Source organism: Fibrobacter sp. UWB7 (assembly GCF_900142945.1).
GTDB lineage: Bacteria > Fibrobacterota > Fibrobacteria > Fibrobacterales > Fibrobacteraceae > Fibrobacter.
This window is the reverse complement of sequence record NZ_FRCO01000001.1, coordinates 888,733-910,364: the sequence shown is the minus strand read 5'-3', so window position 1 is coordinate 910,364 and position 21,632 is coordinate 888,733. Positions and strand designations below refer to the sequence as shown.

The window sequence follows — 21,632 nt, the reverse complement described above, 5'->3', positions numbered from 1 at the left end:
CGCTTGCGCCATGTCTAAAACTAGAGTCGCAGTCGGCATGAGCGGTGGCGTGGATTCGTCCGTGGCCGCTCTTCTTTTGCAACAGCAGGGTTATGAAGTCGTGGGCGTGACGCTCCGCGTTTTGCCCGATGTCGATGGCGCCTTTGATGCCGAAAATGATCCGAGTGTGGTCCGTGCAAAGATGATTGCCGAAAAGCTCGGTATCGAACATCACGTGGCGAACTGCTCCGACGCATTTACGGGTGAAGTCTTGAAACGCTGTCATGCGGACTTTTCGCATGCGCGTACGCCGAACCCTTGTTGCTACTGCAATCGCTTTATCAAGTTCGGCTGGATGATGGATTACGCCAAATCGCTCGGCGCCGAATTCTTGGCGACAGGGCATTACGTGCGCATCGAAGAAGTGAATGGCGTCCGCAGGCTTTTGCGTGGGCGAGACCCCGGCAAGGACCAGAGCTACTTTTTGTTCTGGGTTCCCGATGAACGCCGCAATCATGTGCTTACGCCGCTTGGAACGTATGTGAAAAGTGAAGTGCGCGAAATCGCCGAACAGAACGGTTTTGTGAACGCCAAGACGGGCGACAGCCAAGATATTTGCTTTGATATTTACGGTTCGCAGTACACGGAGTTTTTGAAGGACCGTTTTGGCGAGATGACGCGCCCGGGCCGCTTCGTGGATGAAAAGGGCAAGGTTTGGAATACGCACGATGGGTTCCATAAGTACACGGTCGGTCAGCGCAAAGGTCTGGGCGTGGCGATTGGCGTGCCTGCGTTCGTGAAGCATGTGGACCCAGATACGGGCGATATTCTGGTGACGGGCGACAAGTCGTCGGTCTGTTTTGATCGCGTGGAAATGGTGAACTGTGAATGGCACGGTGGTGCGCGGGAGGTCGGGACGACGTTCCGCGCCGAAGGCATGGTGCGTTACCGACAGCGGGCGGTTGGCTGTGAAATTACTATCGTCGATACAAATAAGGCGGTCGCCGTTTTTGACGAACCGCTCTTTGCCGTGACTCCGGGGCAATGTGCCGTCTTTTACGATGGCGACATGGTTCTCGGCGGCGGCCAAATTGTGTAGTTCTTAGAAATTAGATACGAAAATTTTTGTACCAGGCGGGGAGTTTGCCTGCTTTTTCCATAGCGGAATTTTCGAACATGCCTTCTACATTTGTAGCTTTCGAAACATTCCATTTGCCAACATCGCCATTGAACTCTGATTGTTCGAACATCAAAATCATATTGGTTACGTTATGCACATCCCAGTTGCTAACATCCCCATTGAATGGGGTTTCGGAGAACATGGCATTCATATTCGTCACGTTCGAAACATTCCAACGGCTGACATCGCCATTGAACGGAGAAAGGCAAAACATATAAGCCATATCCGTCACATTTGAAACGTTCCAATCGCTAACGTCTCCGTTGAACAGAGAGCCTCTAAACATGTCTCTCATATTCCGAACATTAGACACGTCCCAGCGACTGATGTCGCCAGTAAATTGGGACTCCCTAAACATTGCCATCATGTCTTGGACTTTGGACACATTCCAGTTGCTGATATCCCCGTTGTACAGTGACTCATCAAACATGCAAGCCATTTTTTCCACATTCGAAACATTCCACCGACTAATGTCGCCGTTGAAATTCGAACCGTTAAACATGTGGCTCATGTCTGTCACGTTCGATACATCCCAATTGCCGATGCCAAGATCGAACGGGATCCGTTCTTCCTCTTCACCTGTGTCAAGATTAAGAATCGGACCTTCCCCGGCAAATAAATCATGCATATCAGTCACTTGCGACACGTCGATAAAACTCAAGTCGCAGTTCTTGCCTTCATTTTCGAAGGTTTCTTCGATGAGTTCTAACAAATGATCGCGGTCGCGAGCGATGACCTTTTCGTTCGGGTTCATATATTTGCTTATTACTTCACAATCCCGACTTCGCTGAGTTTCACGAATCCGCGGATTTTTTCGCCGAGGCGGATTTCTGCAAAGTTCCCTTGTTCGCCAACGACTTCGAAACTTGTGCCTTCGGAGAGTGTGTTGAGCGTTTGTGATTTGTCGCTGGGGGCGCTTGTCACGTCGGCGCTAGAGGCGGTCACAACGCCCGTGATGTCCGTTTCGAGCGTGTACATTTTGTAAAGAGCGCTTGCGCCAATCGTGCAGAGGATGACGCTTAAGCCAAACACGACGCCTGTGCAGATGTTCTTGCCTCGGCTGCCGTTCACGAAACGGCGGGCGAGAATCACGAGTGCAATTGCCCAGAAGAGTACGAGGGAAATGTTCATTTGGCTTTTGAGCGAAAGTGCATGATGCAAATCCATGAGTCCTTCGAGAATCGGGTTCTCTTCTTCGTCGCCTTCTTTGTCGCGAGTCTTAGTCTGTGCGAAATTCAGGTTGTGCTGGATATCGTCATCGCTTGGGTGCAAACGGAGTGCTGACTTGTAGTAAAAAATGGCGAAGCCGAGTTTTCCGCTGCGGTAGTAGGCGTTGCCCAAGTTATAATAGAGGTCTGCATTGATGATGCCTTCGTCAACGCATGTGCGCCATTCGTCAATTGCGCGTTCAAAATCGTTTTCGTTATATGCCTTTGTGCCGGCTTCGAGGCCGTTGCATTTGTCGGCGGCGCTTGCTGCGGAGGTGAGGAAGAGCGCTGCGGCGATTGTCAAAATAATCTGCTTAAAGTTCTTCATGTTTTTACCGACGCTACTTGAGTTTTTCGAGGCTTTCGCAGAGCTTTTCGACATCTGCGAGCATTTGGGACTGTTCTTCGGTCGAGGCTGTGACCGGAGCAAAACGCACAAACGAGCATTTTTCAAGCCAGCTGTTGATGGCTTCAATCGTTTCTTCTTTGACGCCGCGCTTTGAAAGTTCCTGCTTCATTTGTGGGCGGGTCATACCCTTGAATTCAACGTTTGTCAAATTGCTGAGGTAATCGATGAGGCCATTTTCTAGTGCTGCAAAGAAAGCCTTGCCGTCGCCGTTCTTGAGGGCGGCGCGTGCGTTAGCGAACTTTTCTTTGAGGAGCTTGTTTGCCTTGCCCTTGCGGACGAGTGCTGTGTTGCTGTTGCGCTTGCGGTTTCTCGTGATGGCGAAGTTTGCTATCAGGTAGAATGGAATCGCTGCTGCAAACAGAATCCAGAAGAGCACGCTTCTGTGCGGGGCGCTAGATTCGGACTTGTCCGTAATCGGGTGGATAAAGCGGATGTCGCTGCCGAGGAATTCAATTTCTTGCTTTTGAACGACAGGAGCCGAGGTGCCAGTGCCTGCGGAAACCGGAGCTTGGTAAACGGGTTCTGTGGGGGCGTCGCTCTTTTCAACTTCGATGGTCCACGGGCCTGCCGAAGCGGTTTCGTACTTCTTTTTAGCCGGGTTGAACCAGGAATATGTAATGGCCGGGATTTCAAAAGTTCCCTTTTTCTTCGGGTAGAGGAAAACCTTGATGTCCTTCGAGGTAATGACCTTGTTGCCCTTGACCTTCTTGTTGATGCTGTTTTCGGGCGGGACTGAGCGGAATTCGCTAAAGTCGGGGAGTTTCGGGTCCGTGATGGTGCCCGGAGTGCCGTCGCCCTTGATGCTAATTGCAAGTGTCAACGCTTCGCCGACCTTGAGGTTTGTACGGTCAAAGTTGGCGCTAAAGCTATAGTTACCGACCATTCCCGAGAAATCGGCGGGCTTGCCCTCGGTCGGGAGCGGGAGTACGGTAATGGAAAGCGGAGCGGTGGAGGTTTCCGTTTCGATGGATTCCTGCTTTACGCTGCGGCTCGAGAACGACATGCCGCCCATTTGCTTCTTTTCTTCGACAACTTTGGGTTCACCCAGCTTTGTGTACTTGAACTTGAAAGAAGGAATTTGGAGCGTGCCGTTCTTGGTCGGGCTGAGCCATGCGTATTTGGCGGATGCCTTCATTTCGCGACGGGCGCCTTCGACCGGCTTGAAATCCAGATTCGAGAGGTCGTTGCGGTGGACGATGAAATCGTTGCCGGTGCTCATGTCGGTGGCTTGGAGCCCGCCCTGGAAATGTTCAAAAGTGTGGAGGCTGAGGGTGACGCTAAACTGTTCACCTTCGTAAATGGACTTTTTGCTCGGGGTAAGGCTTACGGCGAGTGCGTCGTCGTTATAGGAACGCTGCACGCTGACCGGAATTTTGCTACTGATGGTGTTGGCTTCGCCGTTAATCATCCATGTGAGCGTTCCGAGGTCCTGCGTACCGGTCTTTTTCGGGGCTTTAATCTTGAAGGAATAGACGCGTGCCTTGTAGGCTCTTCCGCCACCGCCGAAAAACGAGTTGAAAATATCGTCCATGTCCGGGCGCATCACCTGATCGGCACTGTCGAGCCCGAGGAGCTTAAAGTTATTGCGTGTTTCGAGGCGGAGCGCGCCTCTGTTCTGCGGCAGTTCCTGTGTCGGGACGATGAACTGCAAATTGAATGTCTGACCCGCTTCGATGCGGTCGCTATCGACTTGAAGAGATGGCTTTGCGCTTACAAATGCTGTTAAACCGAGACATAAAAGCAAAAATCGTTTCATAGCCCATAATTTACCAAATTTCCACCCCGGAGATTGCGATATAATGGGTGAAAATGTGCTTTTGCCCCCTCCGATTCGTTTCGAAAAATTTTCGCGAAATATATACTTTTTACCCTTGAAACGTTAGTAAAAAATTGTTATCATTGGCGCCGTCAAAAACAAGGAGTCAAAACAATGTACTGCATTCTCGCCGCCCTCTTGATTAAGAGCTTTAAGAAATACGCTAAGCGCGCTTAATCGAAAAAAGATTTTTCTCTCTCCAACTAACGAACGCGATGCCACGGTTTTCCGTGGCTTTGCTTTTTTTTGAAGATGTGTATGGCGACCCCGGCACGGAGGCCGGGGTGACAAGTGCGGGGCGACATTTTGTTATGGACGAAATGTCCAAAAAAGTTACCGAAATATATACTAAAATACCTTGACGTGTTAGTAAAACTTTGTTAATATTGGCGCCGTCAAAAACAAGGAGTCAAAATAATGTACTGCATTCTCGCCGCCCTCTTGATCAAGAGCTTTAAGAAGTACGCTAAGCGTGCCTAATTCTATAAAGAACGATTAAGAATAAGAATTGGTCTCGGGTTTCCGAGCCTTTTTTTATTTGCTAGCAATTTAAAAGAATCTTTTACAAAATTAGAGTTATATTTGAAGCATGCGATATGGTGATTTAACTTCCTTTCAAACCGGCGTAGCCGTTCCCCTTTTCAGTCTTCACAGCAAGCACAGCATTGGCATTGGCGAATTCTTGGATTTGATTCCGTTCGCCCAGTGGGCAAAGTTCTGCGGATTCAATATCATTCAGCTTTTGCCTGTAAATGATACTGGCTCCGAGTCGAGTCCTTACAGTGCTCGCAGCGCATTTGCCTTGAACCCGGTGTTCATCAATGTGCAGTCCGTTGAAGGCGCTACCGTCCTCGAACATGAAATCGAAAAGGCGCGTGAACAGTTCGCTGAAATTGAACGTGTGGACTACTACCGCATTACCACATGGAAGCGTGCCATCCTCCGCAAGATTTTTGATAACCAGTATGACGTCCTGAAGGCTTCGAAGAAGCTCCTGGCATGGATTGACAAGAATTCCTGGGTCAAGTCCTATTGCGTTTATTGCACGCTCAAGGCGCAGAATAACGAAGCTAGCTGGAAAGACTGGAAAAAGTTCCAGAACCCCTCCGCTGCCGATGTCGACAAGCTTTGGATGAAGAACTACAGGGACGTGCTGTTCCAGGCTTGGATGCAGTACACTGCCGAAGGCCAGTTTACCGCCGCCGTGAACGAAGTTTCTAAGCTCGGGCTTCGCTTGAAGGGCGACGTGCCTATCCTCATCAACGAAGACAGCGCCGACGTGTGGTTTGACCGCAAGTATTTTTCGCTTGCCGACCGCGCGGGTGCACCTCCTGACATGTTCAGCTACGGTGGCCAGAACTGGGGCTTCCCGACTTACCGCTGGGATGTTCTCGAAGCCGATGACTTCGGCTGGTGGCGCCGCCGTTTGGCTCAGGCTAGCAAGTTCTATCACGCTTACCGCATTGACCACGTGCTTGGATTCTTCCGCATCTGGGCGATTCCTGAATCTGAATCGACAGGTATCTTGGGACGCTTCCAGCCGTCCATCCCGCTCACTTGGGAAGTGCTCCGCAATGCGGGATTCTACCGTGAAACACTTGAATATTTGCGACGCCCGAATTATTCCGTGGACCAGTTGCGCGAATTCCTCGGCAACGAAACGGACAGGCTTATCTCTCTGTATTTTGAAAATTTGCCGGGAAAGTTCGACCGCTTTGTCGTTAAGCCGGAATACTTGTCGGAACGCGCAATTCTTTCGCTTGACGAACCGCAAGAAGTCAAGGATTCCATGCTCCGCGTTTACTGGAACCGCGTGTTTATCCCGACGGGTGATGAAAATACGTTCTACCCGTACTGGTACTGGTACAACCAGCCTGTACTCTTTACGCTCCCGCAGAACGAACAAGATAAACTTCACGATTTGATTGGCCAGAACGAACAGGCTCAGAACGCTCTCTGGGAACAGAATGCCATGAAGCTTTTGTCTGTACTCGCCAACGAAACGGATATGCTCGTTTGTGCCGAAGATCTTGGCGCTGTGCCGCCTTGCGTGCCGACCGTGCTCAAGAAGCTCGATATCATGTCGTTGCGTATTGAACGCTGGGCCCGCAACTGGAATGTTCCGTATTCTCCGTACTACAGCATGGACGAATACCCGCGTCTCTCCGTTTGCACAACGAGCTGCCATGACACTTCGACCTTGCGCGGTCTCTGGGAAGAACCTGATTTTGACAAGGGTTTCTACTGGTCTCATGCGGGCTTGCCGGGCGTTGCCCCTGAAAAGCTTACTCCGCCGGTGGTGCACGACATCTTGTCGCATGTGTTTACTGCAAATAGTTTGTTCTGCATTCCGCCGATCCAGGACTACTTTGCGCTTTCGGCTTCGCTTTCTGAATGCGATCCGAAAGAAGAACGCGTCAATATTCCGGGAACGGTCGGTGGCAAGAACTGGACTTATCGCACGCCGTGCAGTGTTGAGGACTTGCTCGCCAATTCGGGCTTGATTTCGGAGATAAACAAACTTGTCGAAGAACGTAAGTCCCGTGCCCTCTGGAAGATTTAGCGCTCCCGCTTGGGTCAAGGACGCTGTTTTCTATCAAATTTTTCCGGACCGCTTTTGCCGTAGTGCAAAGTACAAGGCGGTCGGGAAGTTTGTGGATTGGGATACGCTCCCAACTCGTGAAAACATGTTTGGTGGAAACCTCGCGGGCATTTGCGAAAAGCTTGAATACATTGCATCGCTTGGCGTGAATGCCGTTTACCTTTGCCCGATTTTCAAGAGCAATTCGAATCACCGTTACCATACGGTTGATTATTTTGAAATTGACCCTGTTTTGGGGACTTTCAAGGATTTTGATAAGCTTGTCAAGAAAGCGCACAAGCTTGGGCTTCGCGTGATTCTGGATGGCGTGTTCAACCATTGCTCACGCGGATTTTTCCAGTTCAACAGCTTGATGGAGCTGGGCAAAAACTCTCCGTATGTAGATTGGTTCCATGTGCACGGCTGGCCGCTCCACGCGTATTCGGGCAAGCCCAATTACGATTGCTGGTGGGGTTACCCCGCACTCCCGAAGTTCAATACTGATAATCCTGACGTTCGCGATTACCTTTTCTCGGTGGGCGAATATTGGATGAAGCGCGGCATTGACGGTTGGCGCCTCGATGTCCCGAACGAGATTGATGACGATAGCTTCTGGCAGGAATTCCGCCGCCGCATCAAGGCGATTAACCCGGAAGCGTACATTGTCGGTGAAATTTGGGATGAGCCTTCGCGCTGGTTGCAGGGCGACCAGTTTGACGGCGTGATGAATTACCCCTTGCGTAAGGCGGTGCTTGCGTACCTCTTTGATGAAAAGCCGATTGCACTTGCCGAGTTTGCAAAGCGTTTGCGTGAAGCGTTCCCTGCGGGGCGTTTCGGCGTGCCGATGAACTTGCTTGGGAGTCATGATACGATTCGGTTATCTTCGCTCCCGTGCTCAAATTTGCAGCGCGTGAAACTTGCGCTTGCGCTGTTGTTCTTTTTGCCGGGTGCTCCCTGTATATATTATGGCGACGAAATCGGCATGTTGGGGGGCAAGGACCCCGATAACCGTAGATCGTTCCCGTGGGATAAATTTGCGGAAATGCAGAAGGCGCCTGTCTATGATTATTTAAAAGGGTTGATTGCACTCCGTAATAAGGAGCGTGTGCTTCGCGAGGGCTCGCTTGAGATTGCCTATCGTGCAGGTCGCCTAGAAATTATCCGTACCCTAGGCAAGAAGAAGATGACTCTTGTTGTTTCGACCGCAAAAACCGATCCTTTGTTTGAGATAAAATAAGCCAGGCGTTACGGGCTGGCGTCTGAAGCCCGTTTGAAGGGGTGATGGAAGACCCGTAGGGGCTGCAATCAGGGGGAACATCCCCCTTTTTGAGCCTAAAATTACTTCTTACTTCTTACTTCCTACTTCCTACTTTTCTATCTTTGTCCCGCAACTAGTATGTATAATGCCTTTTAAGGGATTACAAATGAAAAAAAATAAATTCGGCTTCCGAGAATTCATCATTCTCGCAGTCATCATTCTTTCGGCCTACACTGTATGGCCTTCTATTCAGGTTCACTCCAAGAAGGGTGAAGCAAAGCAGACCTTCCTCAAGGAAAATCCGAAACTGGGCTCGAAGTCCATCAACTTCGGTTTGGACCTTGCTGGTGGTACTAGCATCACGCTCCAGATTGACCAGTCTAGCCTGAAGGATGGTGAAGATATCAAGGATATCCAGGCTCAGTCTCTTGAAATTATTCGTAACCGTGTTGACCAGTACGGTCTTTCTGAACCGCAGATTTCCCCGACCGGCGACGACCGCATTGTCGTTGAACTGGCTGGTGTGGATGACTCCACGGCAAAGGCTCTCGTGGGTTCTACGGCAAAGCTCGAATTCAAGATTCTCGCTGAATCTGAAAAGTTTACGCAGGTTGTTAGCCTCATCGACCAGTACCTGACTCGTCAGACGACTGACATCATTGCTGATTCCGCTGCAACAGACTCTGCTAAGACGGACTCTGTGAAGAAGGAAGCTTTGTCGGACGATGAACTCCTTGCTGGTGGCGTTGCAAAGACTGAAGCTGCAGAAAAGAAGGATTCCGCTGTTGCAGAAGCCGCTCCGGCAGACGTGGTCGGACAGTCCCTTTCCTCTTTCTTCATCTCTTTCGGCAATGGCGGTTTCATTGCTGAAGAAAGCATCGAAAAGGTTAAGAAGCTCCTCGCCACTGAAGGTGTCCAGAAGCTCATCCCGCGCGATGTCGCATTTGCTTTCGGTAGCGGTCTCGAAAAGCTCCGCCGCGATGCAAACATCAAGGCTAAGCGTCTTTACCTCCTCAAGCGCCGTGCAGAAATGGGCGGTGACGATATCACGGATGCTCGTCCGTACCGCGTCAGCGATGGTATGAGTGCCGGTGAAGTTGCTGTGAACCTCAAGTTCGGCGGCATCGGTCCTAAGAAGTTCTCTGCTGTTACGGCTGCTAACGTCGGTAAGCAGATGGCTATCGTTCTCGATAACCAGGTCATCAGCGCTCCGGTCATCCGTGACCGTATCCCGAACGGTGAAGCTCAGATTACGGGTCTTGACGACATGGCTGAAGCTAACCGCCTCGCTGTCGTGCTCAAGGCTGGCGCTCTCAAGGCTCCGATGCAGATCATCGAAAGCCGTAGCGTCGGTGCAACTCTCGGTGAAGAAAACATTGTGCAGGGCTTCGGTTCCGGTGCTATCGGCCTCTTGCTCTGCTTGGTATTCATGGTTGCTTACTACCGCCTCGGTGGCTTCATCGCAAGTATCGGTGTGATGGTCAACGCTCTCGTGACTGCCGCTGTGATGTCTGTGTTTAACGCCACGCTTACTCTCCCGGGTATTGCTGGTTTCATCCTCGTCGTCGGTATGTCTCTCGACGCGAACGTGATTATTTTCGAACGTATCCGTGAAGAACTCAAGAACGGCCTCACGGCTCGCGCCGCTGTCGCCAAGGGTTACGAACGTGCATTCAGCGCCATCTTGGACTCCAACTTGACGACTGTTTTGACGGGTCTTATTTTGTACAAGATTGGTACGGGTTCCGTCAAGGGTTTCGGTCTTACGCTTACGATCGGTATCCTCACTTCTCTCTTCTGCGCTATCACGATTTCCCGCGCCGTGTTCGACTGGAGACTTGCTAAGCGCGACAGAACGACGCTCTCTATCGGTTCTGGCTTCAAGACTTTGAACAATGCTAACCTCCAGATTATGAAGAACCGCGGCAAGTTCAGGGTTCTCTCCTGGATTCTCATTATTGCAAGTATCGCTTGCATTGCTGTGAAGGGCTTTGATTTCAGCATCGACTTCACGGGTGGTCAGGTCTATACGATTCAGTATCAGGATGACGCCAAGCACGAAACCGACTTGAACAAGGCTTTGAGCAAGGCTGGCATCCAGGGTGCTCGCGTCCGCTCTCTCGGCGGTACATCTGCTAACTCTTACCAGATCAGCGTTCGCGGTGATGACACGAGCTTCGAACTTGCAATGGCTAAGGCTTTCGAAGCTGCAAATCAGAAGTGCCAGATCGTGGCTAAGGACGCTGTGGGTCCGACCATCGGTAAGGAACTCCGCTTCAATGCTATTTTGTCTGTGATTCTCGCATGGCTCGGCATCGCTCTCTATGTGTGGTTCCGATTCGGCAAGCTCGGCCTTGGCTTCGGTGTTGCTGCTGTGCTCGGCCTTATTCACGATACCATCATCACGCTCGGCTTCATCTCTGCCTTCAGCCTTTCTTTCGATGGCGCCTTGATCGCTTCGCTCCTCACGATGATTGGTTACTCTGTCAACGACACCATCGTGAACTTCGACCGTATCCGTGAAAATACCGCTATCTTCGGTTCTGCTAAGTACGAACAGACCATCAATAGCTCTTTGAACCAGTGCTTCAGCCGTACGGTGATTACCTCTCTCACGACGCTCTTCGTTTGCGTGGTTCTCGCTGTTAAGGGTGGCTCTTCCATCCGCGACTTCGGTCTCGTTCAGTGCTTCGGTATCCTCATCGGTACTTACTCTTCTGTGTGCGTCTGCTCTCCGATCGTTCTCTGGTGGAGCAAGAAGTTCAAGAAGGGTGTGTAATTAGACTATAGGACACTCGCGTCGCTCGCTACAGACGAGAGACGAAAGATATTGCCCCGGCTTAGTGCCGGGGCTTTTCTATTGCTATTATCTGCTGTTTTTAATAGCTTTTCTTTCTTCTTCGGGTTTTCGCACAGGGTCTTTTTTACTATATTGCCCATGTTCGATAAAGGGGGCGGTATGCTCAAGTATTACAAAATCGAATCCGGTCGTCTCTCAGTAGCTCCGAACGAAGAAGCTGCTGACATCGTTATGATGGGTTCTTTAAGCCAGGAACAGCGCAGCATCCTTGTTAAGGAATATGAGATAACGGAACATACGATTGCCTCCGCATTTGACTCGGACGAACTTTCCCGTATCGAATACGACGATGATTTTACGACCATCGTGTTTAAGAAGCCCAAGAATTATTCTGCCGAGGATAATTTCCAGTTCCGCGTGGAATCTTTTGGCATTTTCATTTTCAAGGATTGGGTCTTGCTCCTTACGGACAGCGACATTCCGGTGATGGATGAACGCAAGTTCTCGAAAATCGATAGTCTGAATACGTTTGTGCTCCGCGTGCTGAGCTTTGCGATTGCACACTTCAATGAACATTTGAAGATCATCAACCGCATCAATGACGACTTGGAACTCCGTCTCAATACGTCGATGGAAAACAAGTATTTGCTCTCGATGTTCAGCTTGAACAAGGGCTTGATTTACTACGTGAGCGCCTTGAACAGTAACGATACGCTATTGCGCAAGTTGCAGCTTGGTCGTAGCCTCAACTGGACCGAAGCTGAACGTGAACTTTTGGAAGATATCCAAATTGAAAACGGGCAGAGCTTGCAACAGGCTAATATTTACGCCAACATTTTGACATCTATGATGGATGCTCGTGCAAGCGTAATCAACAATAACGTGAACCAGTTGATGAAGAACCTCACTATCGTGACGATTTCTATTTCGCTCCCGACGTTTTTCGCAAGCTTGTTTGGCATGAACGTGAAGCTCCCGTTTGGCATGAACGGCGATGCGACTGTTGGCTCTCCGGTGGCATTCTGGATTATTATCGCGATCTGCTTCTTATCAGTGTTTGTCTTCTTGGCCGTCTGGATGCGCAAAAAGTAAACTGGATTTCGGCATTTGAATTGAAAACGCGACCGTTATGGCCGCGTTTTTTGATGGCTTAATTCAGAATTGGGGTCTCTTAGAGACTCTTTTTCACAAATTCCGCGACGCATTTTTCCCAATGCTTACGGTGCATGGCGTATGGGAACTTGTTGTGGAATGCTTCGTGCCCAAAGGCGACTCGTTCGCCGGACTGGTTGTAGATGGCGTAATCGGCGAAGAACCAAAGGCCTCTATCGACAATGACGTTCCCTGAATTTTTTACGTAGCTAGAATCAAGTGCGCTACCGAATAAATAATTTGAATTATTATAGGCTTGGTAAGCGTAAGAATCTTCTTTGCGGCTGAATCCTGCATTTGAAATGGCGATGTAGTAGCCTTCATTCATGTTGATTGTTGAGGGCTTTGGAATGTTGAATTCTTTTGCTCCTACAGAATCGTGCTCAATGCTCATGCCAGCAATGTTGACTTGCTTGAAATCCAAATTGATGGAATTGTGGGTGAGGCTGTCGTAATTCTTTTGAAGCTCAGCTTTGTACCAGTCTGCAAATTTTTCGGTGTATTCTTCTAAATCATCTTCGAGGTCGTCAACGTTGTCGACAAAAGGTTCTGTGAAGATTACGGTAATTTTTGTTGGTTTTTCAGTCCAGGTTGGGTTTATAGATACGGTTGGATTATTTTGTGCACAGCCTGTAAAGAATGATGCTGAGAATAACGACAAAATGGCAAGCCCCCAAAGCTTGTTTTTCATAAGATCTCCTTCTTGTGCCCCATAACACTTGTAAAGAAAATAATATAAAAGACAACGTTTGGCACGTTGTCTTTTAGAAAGTGTTGTAAAAACGGCTGTTGTCTGCTTTTTACTGCGGCGTAGTCGCTTTAGTTCCCGCGTTCCGACATGCTGGCAAACATGGCGGTGATTTCTTCGGTGAAGTTGCTTTTCGGGAATTTGTCGGCAATGGCAAGCGCTTGTTCCAAGTGTTCCTGGGCTTCGGCTTTTGCCTTCGCAAAGCTCTTCTTTGCAAACAGGCGGTCTTGAATCTTTTCGGGAATGCCTTCTGCAGATGCCTTTGCGATAAAGCCTTCCATTTCGCGACGTTCTTCGGCTGTGCAGTCCTCGAAGTAATAGAGGAGCGGAAGCGTGATAAGACCGTTTGAAAGGTCGGTGAACTTTGCCTTGTCCATGTTCACGGAACCATAGCCATAGTCCAGCAGGTCGTCGATAATCTGGAAGGCAATTCCAAAGTGCGTTCCCATCTTAGCGCATTCATCAACCATCGGCTGATCGAAACCTGCCAAAATGCCACCGATGCGTGCTGCGGCGTCAATGAGCGCTGCTGTCTTTCCATCGATGATTTCGTTGTAAGCCTTGCGAGAAAGTCCCATGTCGCCGCAATGGTCGAGTTCCATGATTTCACCGATGATGAGCTTGTCAGCGGCATCAGAGATGATGACTGGAATGTTGCGAGCTTCTTCGTCAATGACGCAGCGCATGGACTGCGAAAGCACATAGTCGCCAATCAACACGGCCACTTGCGTACCCCATTCGCGATGGGCTGTCTTTTGCCCGCGGCGGACGTCTGTGCCATCGATGATGTCATCGTGCACGAGGCTTGCGAGGTGCAAAAGTTCTACGGCAGCGCAGGCATGTGCAACACGATCGATGTTCGGCTTTTGCGTGCCGCAGTTTGCGAGCAGGCAAAGGAGTGTCGAACGGATGCGCTTGCCTTTGCGGCTAAAGAGCGTTACAAGGCGGTCACTAATCCCTGCAGGGGCGTTCTTTGCCACCTGCATAATGACCTGTTCCGTCTTGTCGAGCTCGACTTTTACCAAGTCACGAGCTTGGGATAAAACGGCTTTGAAGTCTGCTTTCGTCGGACTCATTTAAATATCCAAATCGTTCAAGACTTTATATGCGTTCGTTTCAATGAACTTGCGGCGCGGTTCCACGTCTTCGCCCATGAGCATGCTGAAAATCTGGTCGGCAAGCACGCTGTCTTCCACATGGCACTGCTTGAGGAATCGTGTCTTCGGGTTCATTGTCGTGTCGTTCAGCTGTTCCGGCGACATTTCGCCCAGACCTTTGAATCGGGTAATCGCGACATTCTTCTTGTCTTCGATTTCGGCCATGACCTTGTCCTTTTCGTTTTCGTCGAACAGGTAGCGTTCTTTCTGGCCAATCTTTAACTTGTACAGAGGCGGCATGGCAAGGAAGATGTGCCCAGCGTCAATGAGCGGGCGCATGTAGCGGAAGAAGAACGTGAGGAGAAGCGTCTGGATGTGAGAGCCGTCCACATCAGCATCGGTCATGATGATGATTTTGTCGTAGCGGAGCTTTTCAATTTTGAATTCCGTGCCGATGCCGGTACCGATGGCGTTCACCAGGTTCTGGATTTCTTCGGTGTCGAGCACGCGGTGGAGGCTTGCCTTTTCGACGTTCAAAATCTTACCGCGGATAGGGAGAATGGCCTGGAATTCACGGCTACGACCCATCTTTGCTGAACCACCTGCAGAGTCACCTTCCACGATGAACATTTCGCATTCCTTCGGGTCGCGGCTGGAACAGTCGGCGAGCTTGCCCGGAAGACCACCGCTTTCGAGAACGTTCTTGCGGCGGGCGAGTGTACGTGCGCGGTGGGCTGCTTCACGAGCCACAGCGGCATTATAAACTTTGTCCAAGATAATCTTGACTGCAGCTGGATTTTCTTGGAAGTATTCTTCGAGCTTGGCACCGAATGCAGAAGCTACATAGCCTGCGATTTCGGAGTTGCCGAGCTTGCGCTTGGTCTGGCCTTCGAACTGCGGCTGTGAGACCTTGATAGCGATGACTGCGGTAAGACCTTCACGGATATCGTCCGAGGTAATCTGCGCTTCTTTCTTGCCCTTCGGCATGTCCTGTGCGAACTTGCTGATAACACGGGTGAGGGCCGTCTTGAAGCCCGTCACGTGCGTACCGCCATCGTAAGTATTGACGTTGTTGACGAAACTGAAGAAGTTTTCCTGATAACCGTCATTGTACCACATGGCAACTTCCAAGGGGTACTGGCCATCGGGGAGAACCAAGTGGATCGGTTCTGCAAAAAGCGGTGTGCGGTGTTCGTCCACATAGCGCACAAATTCAGAAACGCCACCGGGGAAGCAGAACGTATCGGTCTGCTTGTGCTCCGGATCGCGTTCGTCGGTAAGCGTCAAGCGAAGTCCGCTCATGAGGAATGCGAGTTCGCGGAAACGCGTGGCGAGCGTGTCGTACACGTAAACGGTTTCCGAGAAGATAGTATCGTCCGGATAGAATTCAACAGACGTACCGGTCGTTCCGTCGGATTCTCCAATGTCGACCTGCGGACCGCAAGGAATACCGCGTGCAAATTCCTGACGGACAACGCGACCATTGCGGCGTACGGTCACGATAAGCTTGTTAGAAAGTGCGTTCACGCAGCTCACGCCCACGCCATGCAAACCGGCGGAAACTTTATAAGAGCTATTGTTGAACTTACCACCGGCGTGGAGCTTGGTCATCACGACCTGGATGGTACCAACCTTTTCCTTCGGGTGGATGTCGGTCGGAATGCCTCGGCCGTTGTCGGTGACGCGGATGCCGTTACCCGGCAAAATCGAAATTTCGATATGGTTGCAGAAGCCAGCCAAAGCTTCGTCCACGGAGTTGTCGACCACTTCCCAAACGAGGTGGTGTAGCCCGCGGATGTCGGTGGAACCAATGTACATTGCAGGGCGGACACGAACTGCTTCTAGACCTTCGAGAACGGTAATGCTTGAACCGCTATAATCTGCTTCCGCCTTCTTTACTTCTTCTGTTTCTTCTGCCATAATTCCTCTATTAAACCCCTCTTAGACGAATCGTATTCCTTGAATAAAAGGCTTCCCTAAGAGGGTATTACACTTACCAATAATAGCTTTTTTTTGGAGGTTCATTTCGAACTTTAACGCCGAATTAGCGACCTTGAGTACCAATATATTTTTGTCGATTTTCTCAGGCTTTACATGGTCTACCAGGAGGGGGCCAACCACCTCCGAAAACCGCTCCGAAATGGTCTTAAAGTTGATATCCTCGGTGATATGGTTCTTCTGGAGAACACGCTCTAAAAGGACTTGAATGTCCTGAACTTTGTTCCCCGTATAGCTCTTGTTGCTCGTGCGTTTTGTTTCGAACATTTGTACAAATTTATCGCGTTAAACAAGCAGCAATTTGGAAAGCGTAAACCCGCCAATCAAGATGCTTGTCATGCCGGCAACCACGGTCGCCTTGGTGCTCTTGCCCACGCCTTCTGCACCGCTATGGGTAAAGAATCCGAAGAAGCAAGCGTAACTCGAAATGAAGAATCCGTAAAGTGTTGCTTTGATAAGACCCACGACCAAGTCCCAGTTCTGGTAGAACATGCGTACGCCATAAAAGAACACCGACCAAGAAACTTCCTTGTAGAGGTGGGCGACTTCGTAACCGCCGACAATGCCGATAAAGATGCTCAAAATGGTCAAAACCGGAAGCATGATGACGGTTGCAATCAGTCTTGGTGCAAGCAAGTATTTGTAAGGGTTAAGTCCTAATACTTTATATGCATCAAGCTGTTCTGTGACCGCCATTGTACCAAGTTCCGAACACATCGAAGCGCCGATACGGCCTGCAAGCACCATCGCCGTAAGAATTGGGCAGAGTTCCACCATCACGGATTTGCCGACAGCCATGCCGACAAACATCATGGGAATCATGTCGCCAAATTGGTAGGCTAGCTGCCAAGACATGATGGCGCCTGTAGCAAGCGATGCGGCGAATACCACGGGAATACTCGTGATACCCACGTGGTGCATCTGTTCGACAGTCGTGTGAAGATTGGTGAAGGCTCCGGGAATGTTTTTGAACAACTCCCAGATAAACAGCACGTAACCCACAACCTTGTTCAGGAAGCGTCTTACGGCTCGTCCGAGGCCTTCTGCCATTTTGTTCATTAAAGAAATCAAATTGAACCGTTACTTCTTAGGCTTTGCGGCGTTCTTCTTCTGTTTCGGCGGAGCGCTGATGGCTTTCTTGTAAAGCTGCGTGTCGCTCAGGTACTTGATGGCTTCGTTCAGCTGCTTGTCGCGCTTGAGCGAGAATGCGGTGCTGACGGAGTCGTTCACGAATGCAGTGAGAAGTTCACGCTTGATGCCATCCTTGATGTAGTCCTTGTTGGCTTCGAACTGGGCATCTCGGTTGTCTTCAAGAGCCTTGCGCATTTCGCTGATGCGCTTCACGAGCGTAGAATCAGAAATGGTCTTGGCGCTATCGCCCATGTAGTTCTGTTCGCGGATGATGCTCTTTTCGAGCTGGTCCACGCCGACGAGAGCGTTGCTCTTGACCTTCATGAAGTTCGTGTCTTTCTTGCAGAATGCCTTGAACTGCGTGAAGAGAGAATCAGGCACGGTCCATTCGGAATTCACCTTGACGCCTGCCTTTTCGAGGCTCGGACGGATCTTGACGGCGAACTTGAAGTACATGGCCATGCGTTCCTGGACTTGGACAACCCACGGCATCGGATCGAGTTCCACATCGACGTCCGGCTTGATGCCGCCACCACCGAACATCATGCGGCCGTTGTTCGTGTAGAACGTGTCACGCTTGGCTGTGTCTGCCTTAACGGAATCGGTTTTGGCAACGTCTTTTTCTTCATCTTCGTATTCTTCGTCTTGCAGGGCGAGACCCTTGATGCCGTTTTCAGGCTTGTTGATGCAACGACCGAAGGGGAGGTAGTAGAATGCCGTTGTGAGCTTAAGGGCATTACCTGCATTGTCCAGCGGGAAAATCGTTTGCACGGAACCCTTACCGAACGAGGTCTTACCGACGATCAAAGCGCGGTCCCAGTCTTGCAGTGCGCCGGAAACAATTTCAGCGGCACTGGCTGAACCCTGGTTCACGAGGACGACCATCGGAACTTCCGGCTTCACGAGCGGTGTTCTGCGGGCTGCACTTTCGGTCTTCTGTGTGCGGCCACGGGTGCTGACGATGACGTTACCCGGCTTGAGGAACAGTTCGCTGATTTCAATAGCCTGGTTCAGAAGTCCACCCGGATTGTAACGCATGTCGAGGATGAGCTTCTTCATGCCTTGCTTCTGGAGGCTGCGGAGGGCGTTTTCGACATCGCTTGTCGTCTTGTCACTGAAGGTAGCGAGCTTGATATAGCCGATTTCCGGAGTGACCATGCCGTAATACGGAACGGCGTGAACAATGATTTCAGCTCTGGTGATGGTGTAGTCCATGAGGTCGGGAACGCCTTCACGTTCGATAGCGACCGTCACGTCTGTGCCAATCTTGCCGCGGAGCTTGTTGACTGCGTCATCGAGCGACATGCCTTTCGTTTCTTTGCCGTCGATTTTGCGGATGCGGTCACCAGCGCGAATGCCGAGCTTGAATGCCGGTGTGCCGGAGAGCGGCGAAATAACGGTGAGGATGTTGTCGCGGAGGCTGATGGTAATACCCACGCCACCGAACTTACCTTCCATCGAGACGCGGAGGCTTTCGTAATCCTTGGGGGCGAAAACCGTTGTGTGCGGGTCGAGAATGTTTCTGATGCCATTGATGGCGGCGTCCGTGAGTTCCGTAGGGTTGACGTTTTCAACGTACTTGCGGTTGACTTCGGAAAGGACCTTGTTCAATCGTGAAACTTCGTCGTAAAAATCTCCAGGAGGAGTTTTCTTGTCGGTAGCTGCGTTCGCGATGCAAAGCGCGGACAGCGTTGCCATAAATACAGAGCGGAAACTAAAAGGTTTAAACATCATGCTCTAAAAATACAATTTCCTATAAAAAATCGCCACCTTATAAGGAAAAACCGGCTATGAATAGCCGGTTTTTTTATGAAAGGAGAGAGTATGAAACTTGTTAGGAGCAATAAAGGTGTTATGCAGCTTCGCAGAGGAGGCGTTCGACGTTCGCTTCGCGGAGCTTGTTCAAGGCGTTTTCCTTGAGCTGGCGGACGCGTTCCTTGGAGAGACCCACCATCGGAGCAATTTCCTTGAGGTTCAGGTCGGAATCCATCTTGAAACCGTAATAGAGCTTGATGATTTCCTTTTCCTGACTGGAGAGGTTCTTGTCCAATACCTTGTCGAAAACTTCAGCGCGGTTGTTGTTATCGGCGAGTTCGTCGGTGCGGTTCTGGGTGTCCGAAATGGTATCGCCAAGCGTTGCATCGCCATCTTCATTGACCGGAGTGTCGAGCGAAGATGTGGTGTTGCCCATCATCAGGATCTTTTCGATGTCGCTAGCCTTGTACTTGGAAAGGCCTTCGAGCGACTGGGCGTTGACGGTGTAAGTTCCGCCAATGACCTGCTGAACGTCCTTTGCGTGACGGTTGAAACGGCGAAGCATCAGTTCCTTTTCGGCGCTAATGCGGATCATGCGGCCTTTTTCGGAGAGAGCGCGGGTGATGTTCTGACGAATCCACCACACGGCGTAGCTGATAAACTTGATTTTGAGGGAGCGGTCAAAACGGCGAGCCGCTTCAATGAGTCCCATGTTCCCTTCGTTAATCAGTTCCATGATGTCGAGACCGCGACCCTTGTAGAGGTTAGCGATGTTCACGACAAAGCGAAGATTGGAGTTGACCAGCATGTCCAAGGCTGCCTTGTTGCCTTCGGCGGATTTCTGGAGCAATACCGTTTCCTGTTCTCTTGTGAGCAACGGGTAACGAGAAATGTCGTTCAGGTATTGCATGTAAATGTCTTTCTGATCTCGATTGTTAAGGGTTTTCATGGTGACCTCCTCATTTTTACATTATCAAATTTACCTCCAGATTGAATTCCTTGTGTCATTACTTAGAATGGTGCGTGCAAAAGTTAAATTGAGTTTTTGTTAAAAAAGTTCGTGATTTTTGTCACGAAATTGTCATGACGGGCCAAAATAGTGGTCAAATGACTAAATTTTTTAGTATGAATGACAAAGTTTCTACAAATAACACTGAAAAGTGTGAAGGTCTTTTCCAAAGAACTCGTAACAAATTCGCCGTTTTGCAAGAAATCGGCTTTGAACGCAATGAAAACAGGCTTCGTGAGCTCTTGAAAGACGAACGAGACCTGGTGCAGTTCCCTATTCCGCTCTTTTTGCCCGCGTTTTTAGTTTGGCTGTTCATGCTTTTGTTCCCGTTGGTACTTATTCTGGATCCGACAAATGCGCTGAATATGAGCGTAAACATTAAAGGGCTTGTGGGTTTTTATTGGCCCATGCTGAGTACGGTTTTCGTTTTTATCTTGAACCAAAAGTTTTTGGTGCCGCAGCTTGTGTTTAAAAAACGCTATGCGACGTATTTTGTCTGTAATTTCGTTTTAGTGGTGGCAACGTTGTTCTTTAGAGAAGTGGCGTTCTTTGTGATGGAACGTTCTCCGAACGAAGGGGTTGGTGACTTCTTTAGTTCCTATTGCTTTTCGTTTGTTAAAGGACACTTTGGCGTTTGGCCCGTTATATCGTTTACTATCCTTGTTGTGTTTGTTTGCGTTCTTTGCGTGTTATATCATGTGATGTTCCGCCAGATTGTGCGTGCGTTTATTTTGCGCGAACAGAAACGCTCGGAATTGCAGTACGAGCTGGATTTTTTGAAAAACCAGCTGAGTCCGCATTTTCTCTTTAATACTTTGAATAACATTTCTGCTTTAATCCAGATTGATCCGAAACGAGCCGAAAGCTCCATGAACAAGCTTTCGCAACTTTTGAGAATGATGCTTTACCAGGTCAAGGACAAGTATATCACGTTGCAAGAAGATGTGGATATTTTGCAAAAGTATGCGGACTTGGAAAAACTCCGTCTCGATGAAAGCTTTGACTTTGTCTTTAACGTGAATCTTGAAAATCCGAAAATGATGATAGAACCGTTGTTGGTAATGCCCTTGATGGAAAATGCGATGAAACATTGCGTGAATCCGAACGGCAAGAGCTTTGCGCATATCACCATTACGCAGGCGGGGGATGTTTTCCACTTCCATTCTGAAAATTCTAATTTCCCGAGAAAGTCGAGCCGCAAGGGAAGCGGGCTTGGACTTTCTACATTTGAAAAGCGATTGGACTTGATTTATCTGGATGCTTATACGTATTCCGTGAATATAGTCGATGGAGTTTATATAAGTGATTTGGTGATTCAGCTGAAAAAAGAAAAATCATAAAAATTTATTGAACCCCTTTACACAGTAAAAAAATTATTGTAGTTTATTTACCGCTTCGATGTTGTCGAGGCGGTTTATTATATTCTTACTTATATCCTTTCCTTACATCGATTAATATATCCGTTACGGCTGAGTAAGCCTGTTTATTCTCAAAATCAATAGAAAGGAAAA

The 21,632-nt window shown here is 49.6% G+C and carries 16 protein-coding genes; 6 read left to right on the top strand and 10 right to left on the bottom strand.

The window, feature by feature from the left end:
• Positions 1 to 10 precede the first annotated feature (10 nt).
• On the top strand, positions 11 to 1,078 hold the full coding sequence (gene mnmA, locus BUC30_RS03755; protein WP_073423590.1) for a tRNA 2-thiouridine(34) synthase MnmA: 1,068 nt from the start codon (positions 11 to 13) through the stop codon (positions 1,076 to 1,078).
• A gap of 10 nt (positions 1,079 to 1,088) precedes the next feature.
• On the opposite strand, the gene BUC30_RS03750 is transcribed toward mnmA, so the two are convergent.
• Genes BUC30_RS03750 through BUC30_RS03740 form a run of 3 tightly spaced genes read right to left on the bottom strand, consistent with a single transcriptional unit; the run spans position 1,089 to position 4,532 of the window.
• A complete protein-coding gene (locus tag BUC30_RS03750; RefSeq protein ID WP_073423589.1) occupies positions 1,089 to 1,913 on the bottom strand; it encodes a BspA family leucine-rich repeat surface protein in 825 nt (274 codons plus the stop codon).
• An 11-nt stretch (positions 1,914 to 1,924) separates the two neighbouring features.
• Complete coding sequence (locus BUC30_RS03745; RefSeq protein ID WP_073423588.1) at positions 1,925 to 2,695, bottom strand: tetratricopeptide repeat protein; 771 nt, start codon at positions 2,693 to 2,695, stop codon at positions 1,925 to 1,927.
• A gap of 13 nt (positions 2,696 to 2,708) precedes the next feature.
• Positions 2,709 to 4,532 carry a BatD family protein gene (locus tag BUC30_RS03740; RefSeq protein WP_073423587.1) on the bottom strand — a complete coding sequence of 608 codons (1,824 nt, stop codon included), beginning with the start codon at positions 4,530 to 4,532 and terminating at the stop codon, positions 2,709 to 2,711.
• A 649-nt stretch (positions 4,533 to 5,181) separates the two neighbouring features.
• Here BUC30_RS03740 and BUC30_RS03735 point away from each other — a divergent pair.
• The 4 genes from BUC30_RS03735 to BUC30_RS03720 all read left to right on the top strand — a co-directional run bounded on the left by BUC30_RS03735 (position 5,182) and on the right by BUC30_RS03720 (position 12,323).
• Positions 5,182 to 7,155 carry a 4-alpha-glucanotransferase gene (locus tag BUC30_RS03735; protein ID WP_073423586.1) on the top strand — a complete coding sequence of 658 codons (1,974 nt, stop codon included), beginning with the start codon at positions 5,182 to 5,184 and terminating at the stop codon, positions 7,153 to 7,155.
• Complete coding sequence (locus BUC30_RS03730; RefSeq protein WP_073423585.1) at positions 7,136 to 8,410, top strand: glycoside hydrolase family 13 protein; 1,275 nt, start codon at positions 7,136 to 7,138, stop codon at positions 8,408 to 8,410. Before BUC30_RS03735 ends, BUC30_RS03730 begins: the two co-directional genes overlap by 20 nt.
• Before the next feature lie 187 nt (positions 8,411 to 8,597).
• Complete coding sequence (locus BUC30_RS03725; protein ID WP_073423584.1) at positions 8,598 to 11,210, top strand: protein translocase subunit SecDF; 2,613 nt, start codon at positions 8,598 to 8,600, stop codon at positions 11,208 to 11,210.
• A gap of 180 nt (positions 11,211 to 11,390) precedes the next feature.
• Positions 11,391 to 12,323, top strand: a complete 933-nt coding sequence (locus tag BUC30_RS03720; RefSeq protein ID WP_014545607.1) for a magnesium transporter CorA family protein — start codon at positions 11,391 to 11,393, stop codon at positions 12,321 to 12,323.
• Between the two features lie 79 nt (positions 12,324 to 12,402).
• Here the strand turns inward: BUC30_RS03720 and BUC30_RS03715 are convergent, their stop codons facing one another.
• The 7 genes from BUC30_RS03715 to BUC30_RS03685 form a co-directional block, all read right to left on the bottom strand.
• Complete coding sequence (locus tag BUC30_RS03715; RefSeq protein ID WP_073423583.1) at positions 12,403 to 13,074, bottom strand: hypothetical protein; 672 nt, start codon at positions 13,072 to 13,074, stop codon at positions 12,403 to 12,405.
• A 128-nt stretch (positions 13,075 to 13,202) separates the two neighbouring features.
• Positions 13,203 to 14,207, bottom strand: coding sequence for a polyprenyl synthetase family protein (locus BUC30_RS03710; protein WP_073423582.1), 1,005 nt, complete (start codon positions 14,205 to 14,207; stop codon positions 13,203 to 13,205).
• Positions 14,208 to 16,148, bottom strand: a complete 1,941-nt coding sequence (gyrB, locus tag BUC30_RS03705) for a DNA topoisomerase (ATP-hydrolyzing) subunit B (protein ID WP_073423581.1) — start codon at positions 16,146 to 16,148, stop codon at positions 14,208 to 14,210. It abuts the gene before it with no gap.
• Positions 16,149 to 16,169: 21 nt separating this feature from the next.
• Positions 16,170 to 16,493 (bottom strand): DciA family protein, encoded by a 324-nt coding sequence (locus BUC30_RS03700; RefSeq protein WP_073423580.1) that lies wholly within the window; start codon positions 16,491 to 16,493, stop codon positions 16,170 to 16,172.
• Between the two features lie 18 nt (positions 16,494 to 16,511).
• Positions 16,512 to 17,285 carry an MlaE family ABC transporter permease gene (locus tag BUC30_RS03695; protein ID WP_235002871.1) on the bottom strand — a complete coding sequence of 258 codons (774 nt, stop codon included), beginning with the start codon at positions 17,283 to 17,285 and terminating at the stop codon, positions 16,512 to 16,514.
• A 21-nt stretch (positions 17,286 to 17,306) separates the two neighbouring features.
• A complete protein-coding gene (locus BUC30_RS03690) occupies positions 17,307 to 19,091 on the bottom strand; it encodes a S41 family peptidase (protein ID WP_073423578.1) in 1,785 nt (594 codons plus the stop codon).
• Between the two features lie 118 nt (positions 19,092 to 19,209).
• Positions 19,210 to 20,061 carry a sigma-70 family RNA polymerase sigma factor gene (locus tag BUC30_RS03685; RefSeq protein WP_073423577.1) on the bottom strand — a complete coding sequence of 284 codons (852 nt, stop codon included), beginning with the start codon at positions 20,059 to 20,061 and terminating at the stop codon, positions 19,210 to 19,212.
• 176 nt (positions 20,062 to 20,237) lie between these two features.
• Between BUC30_RS03685 and BUC30_RS03680 the strand changes: the two genes are divergently transcribed.
• Positions 20,238 to 21,461 (top strand): sensor histidine kinase, encoded by a 1,224-nt coding sequence (locus BUC30_RS03680; protein WP_244536471.1) that lies wholly within the window; start codon positions 20,238 to 20,240, stop codon positions 21,459 to 21,461.
• Positions 21,462 to 21,632: the final 171 nt, after the last annotated feature.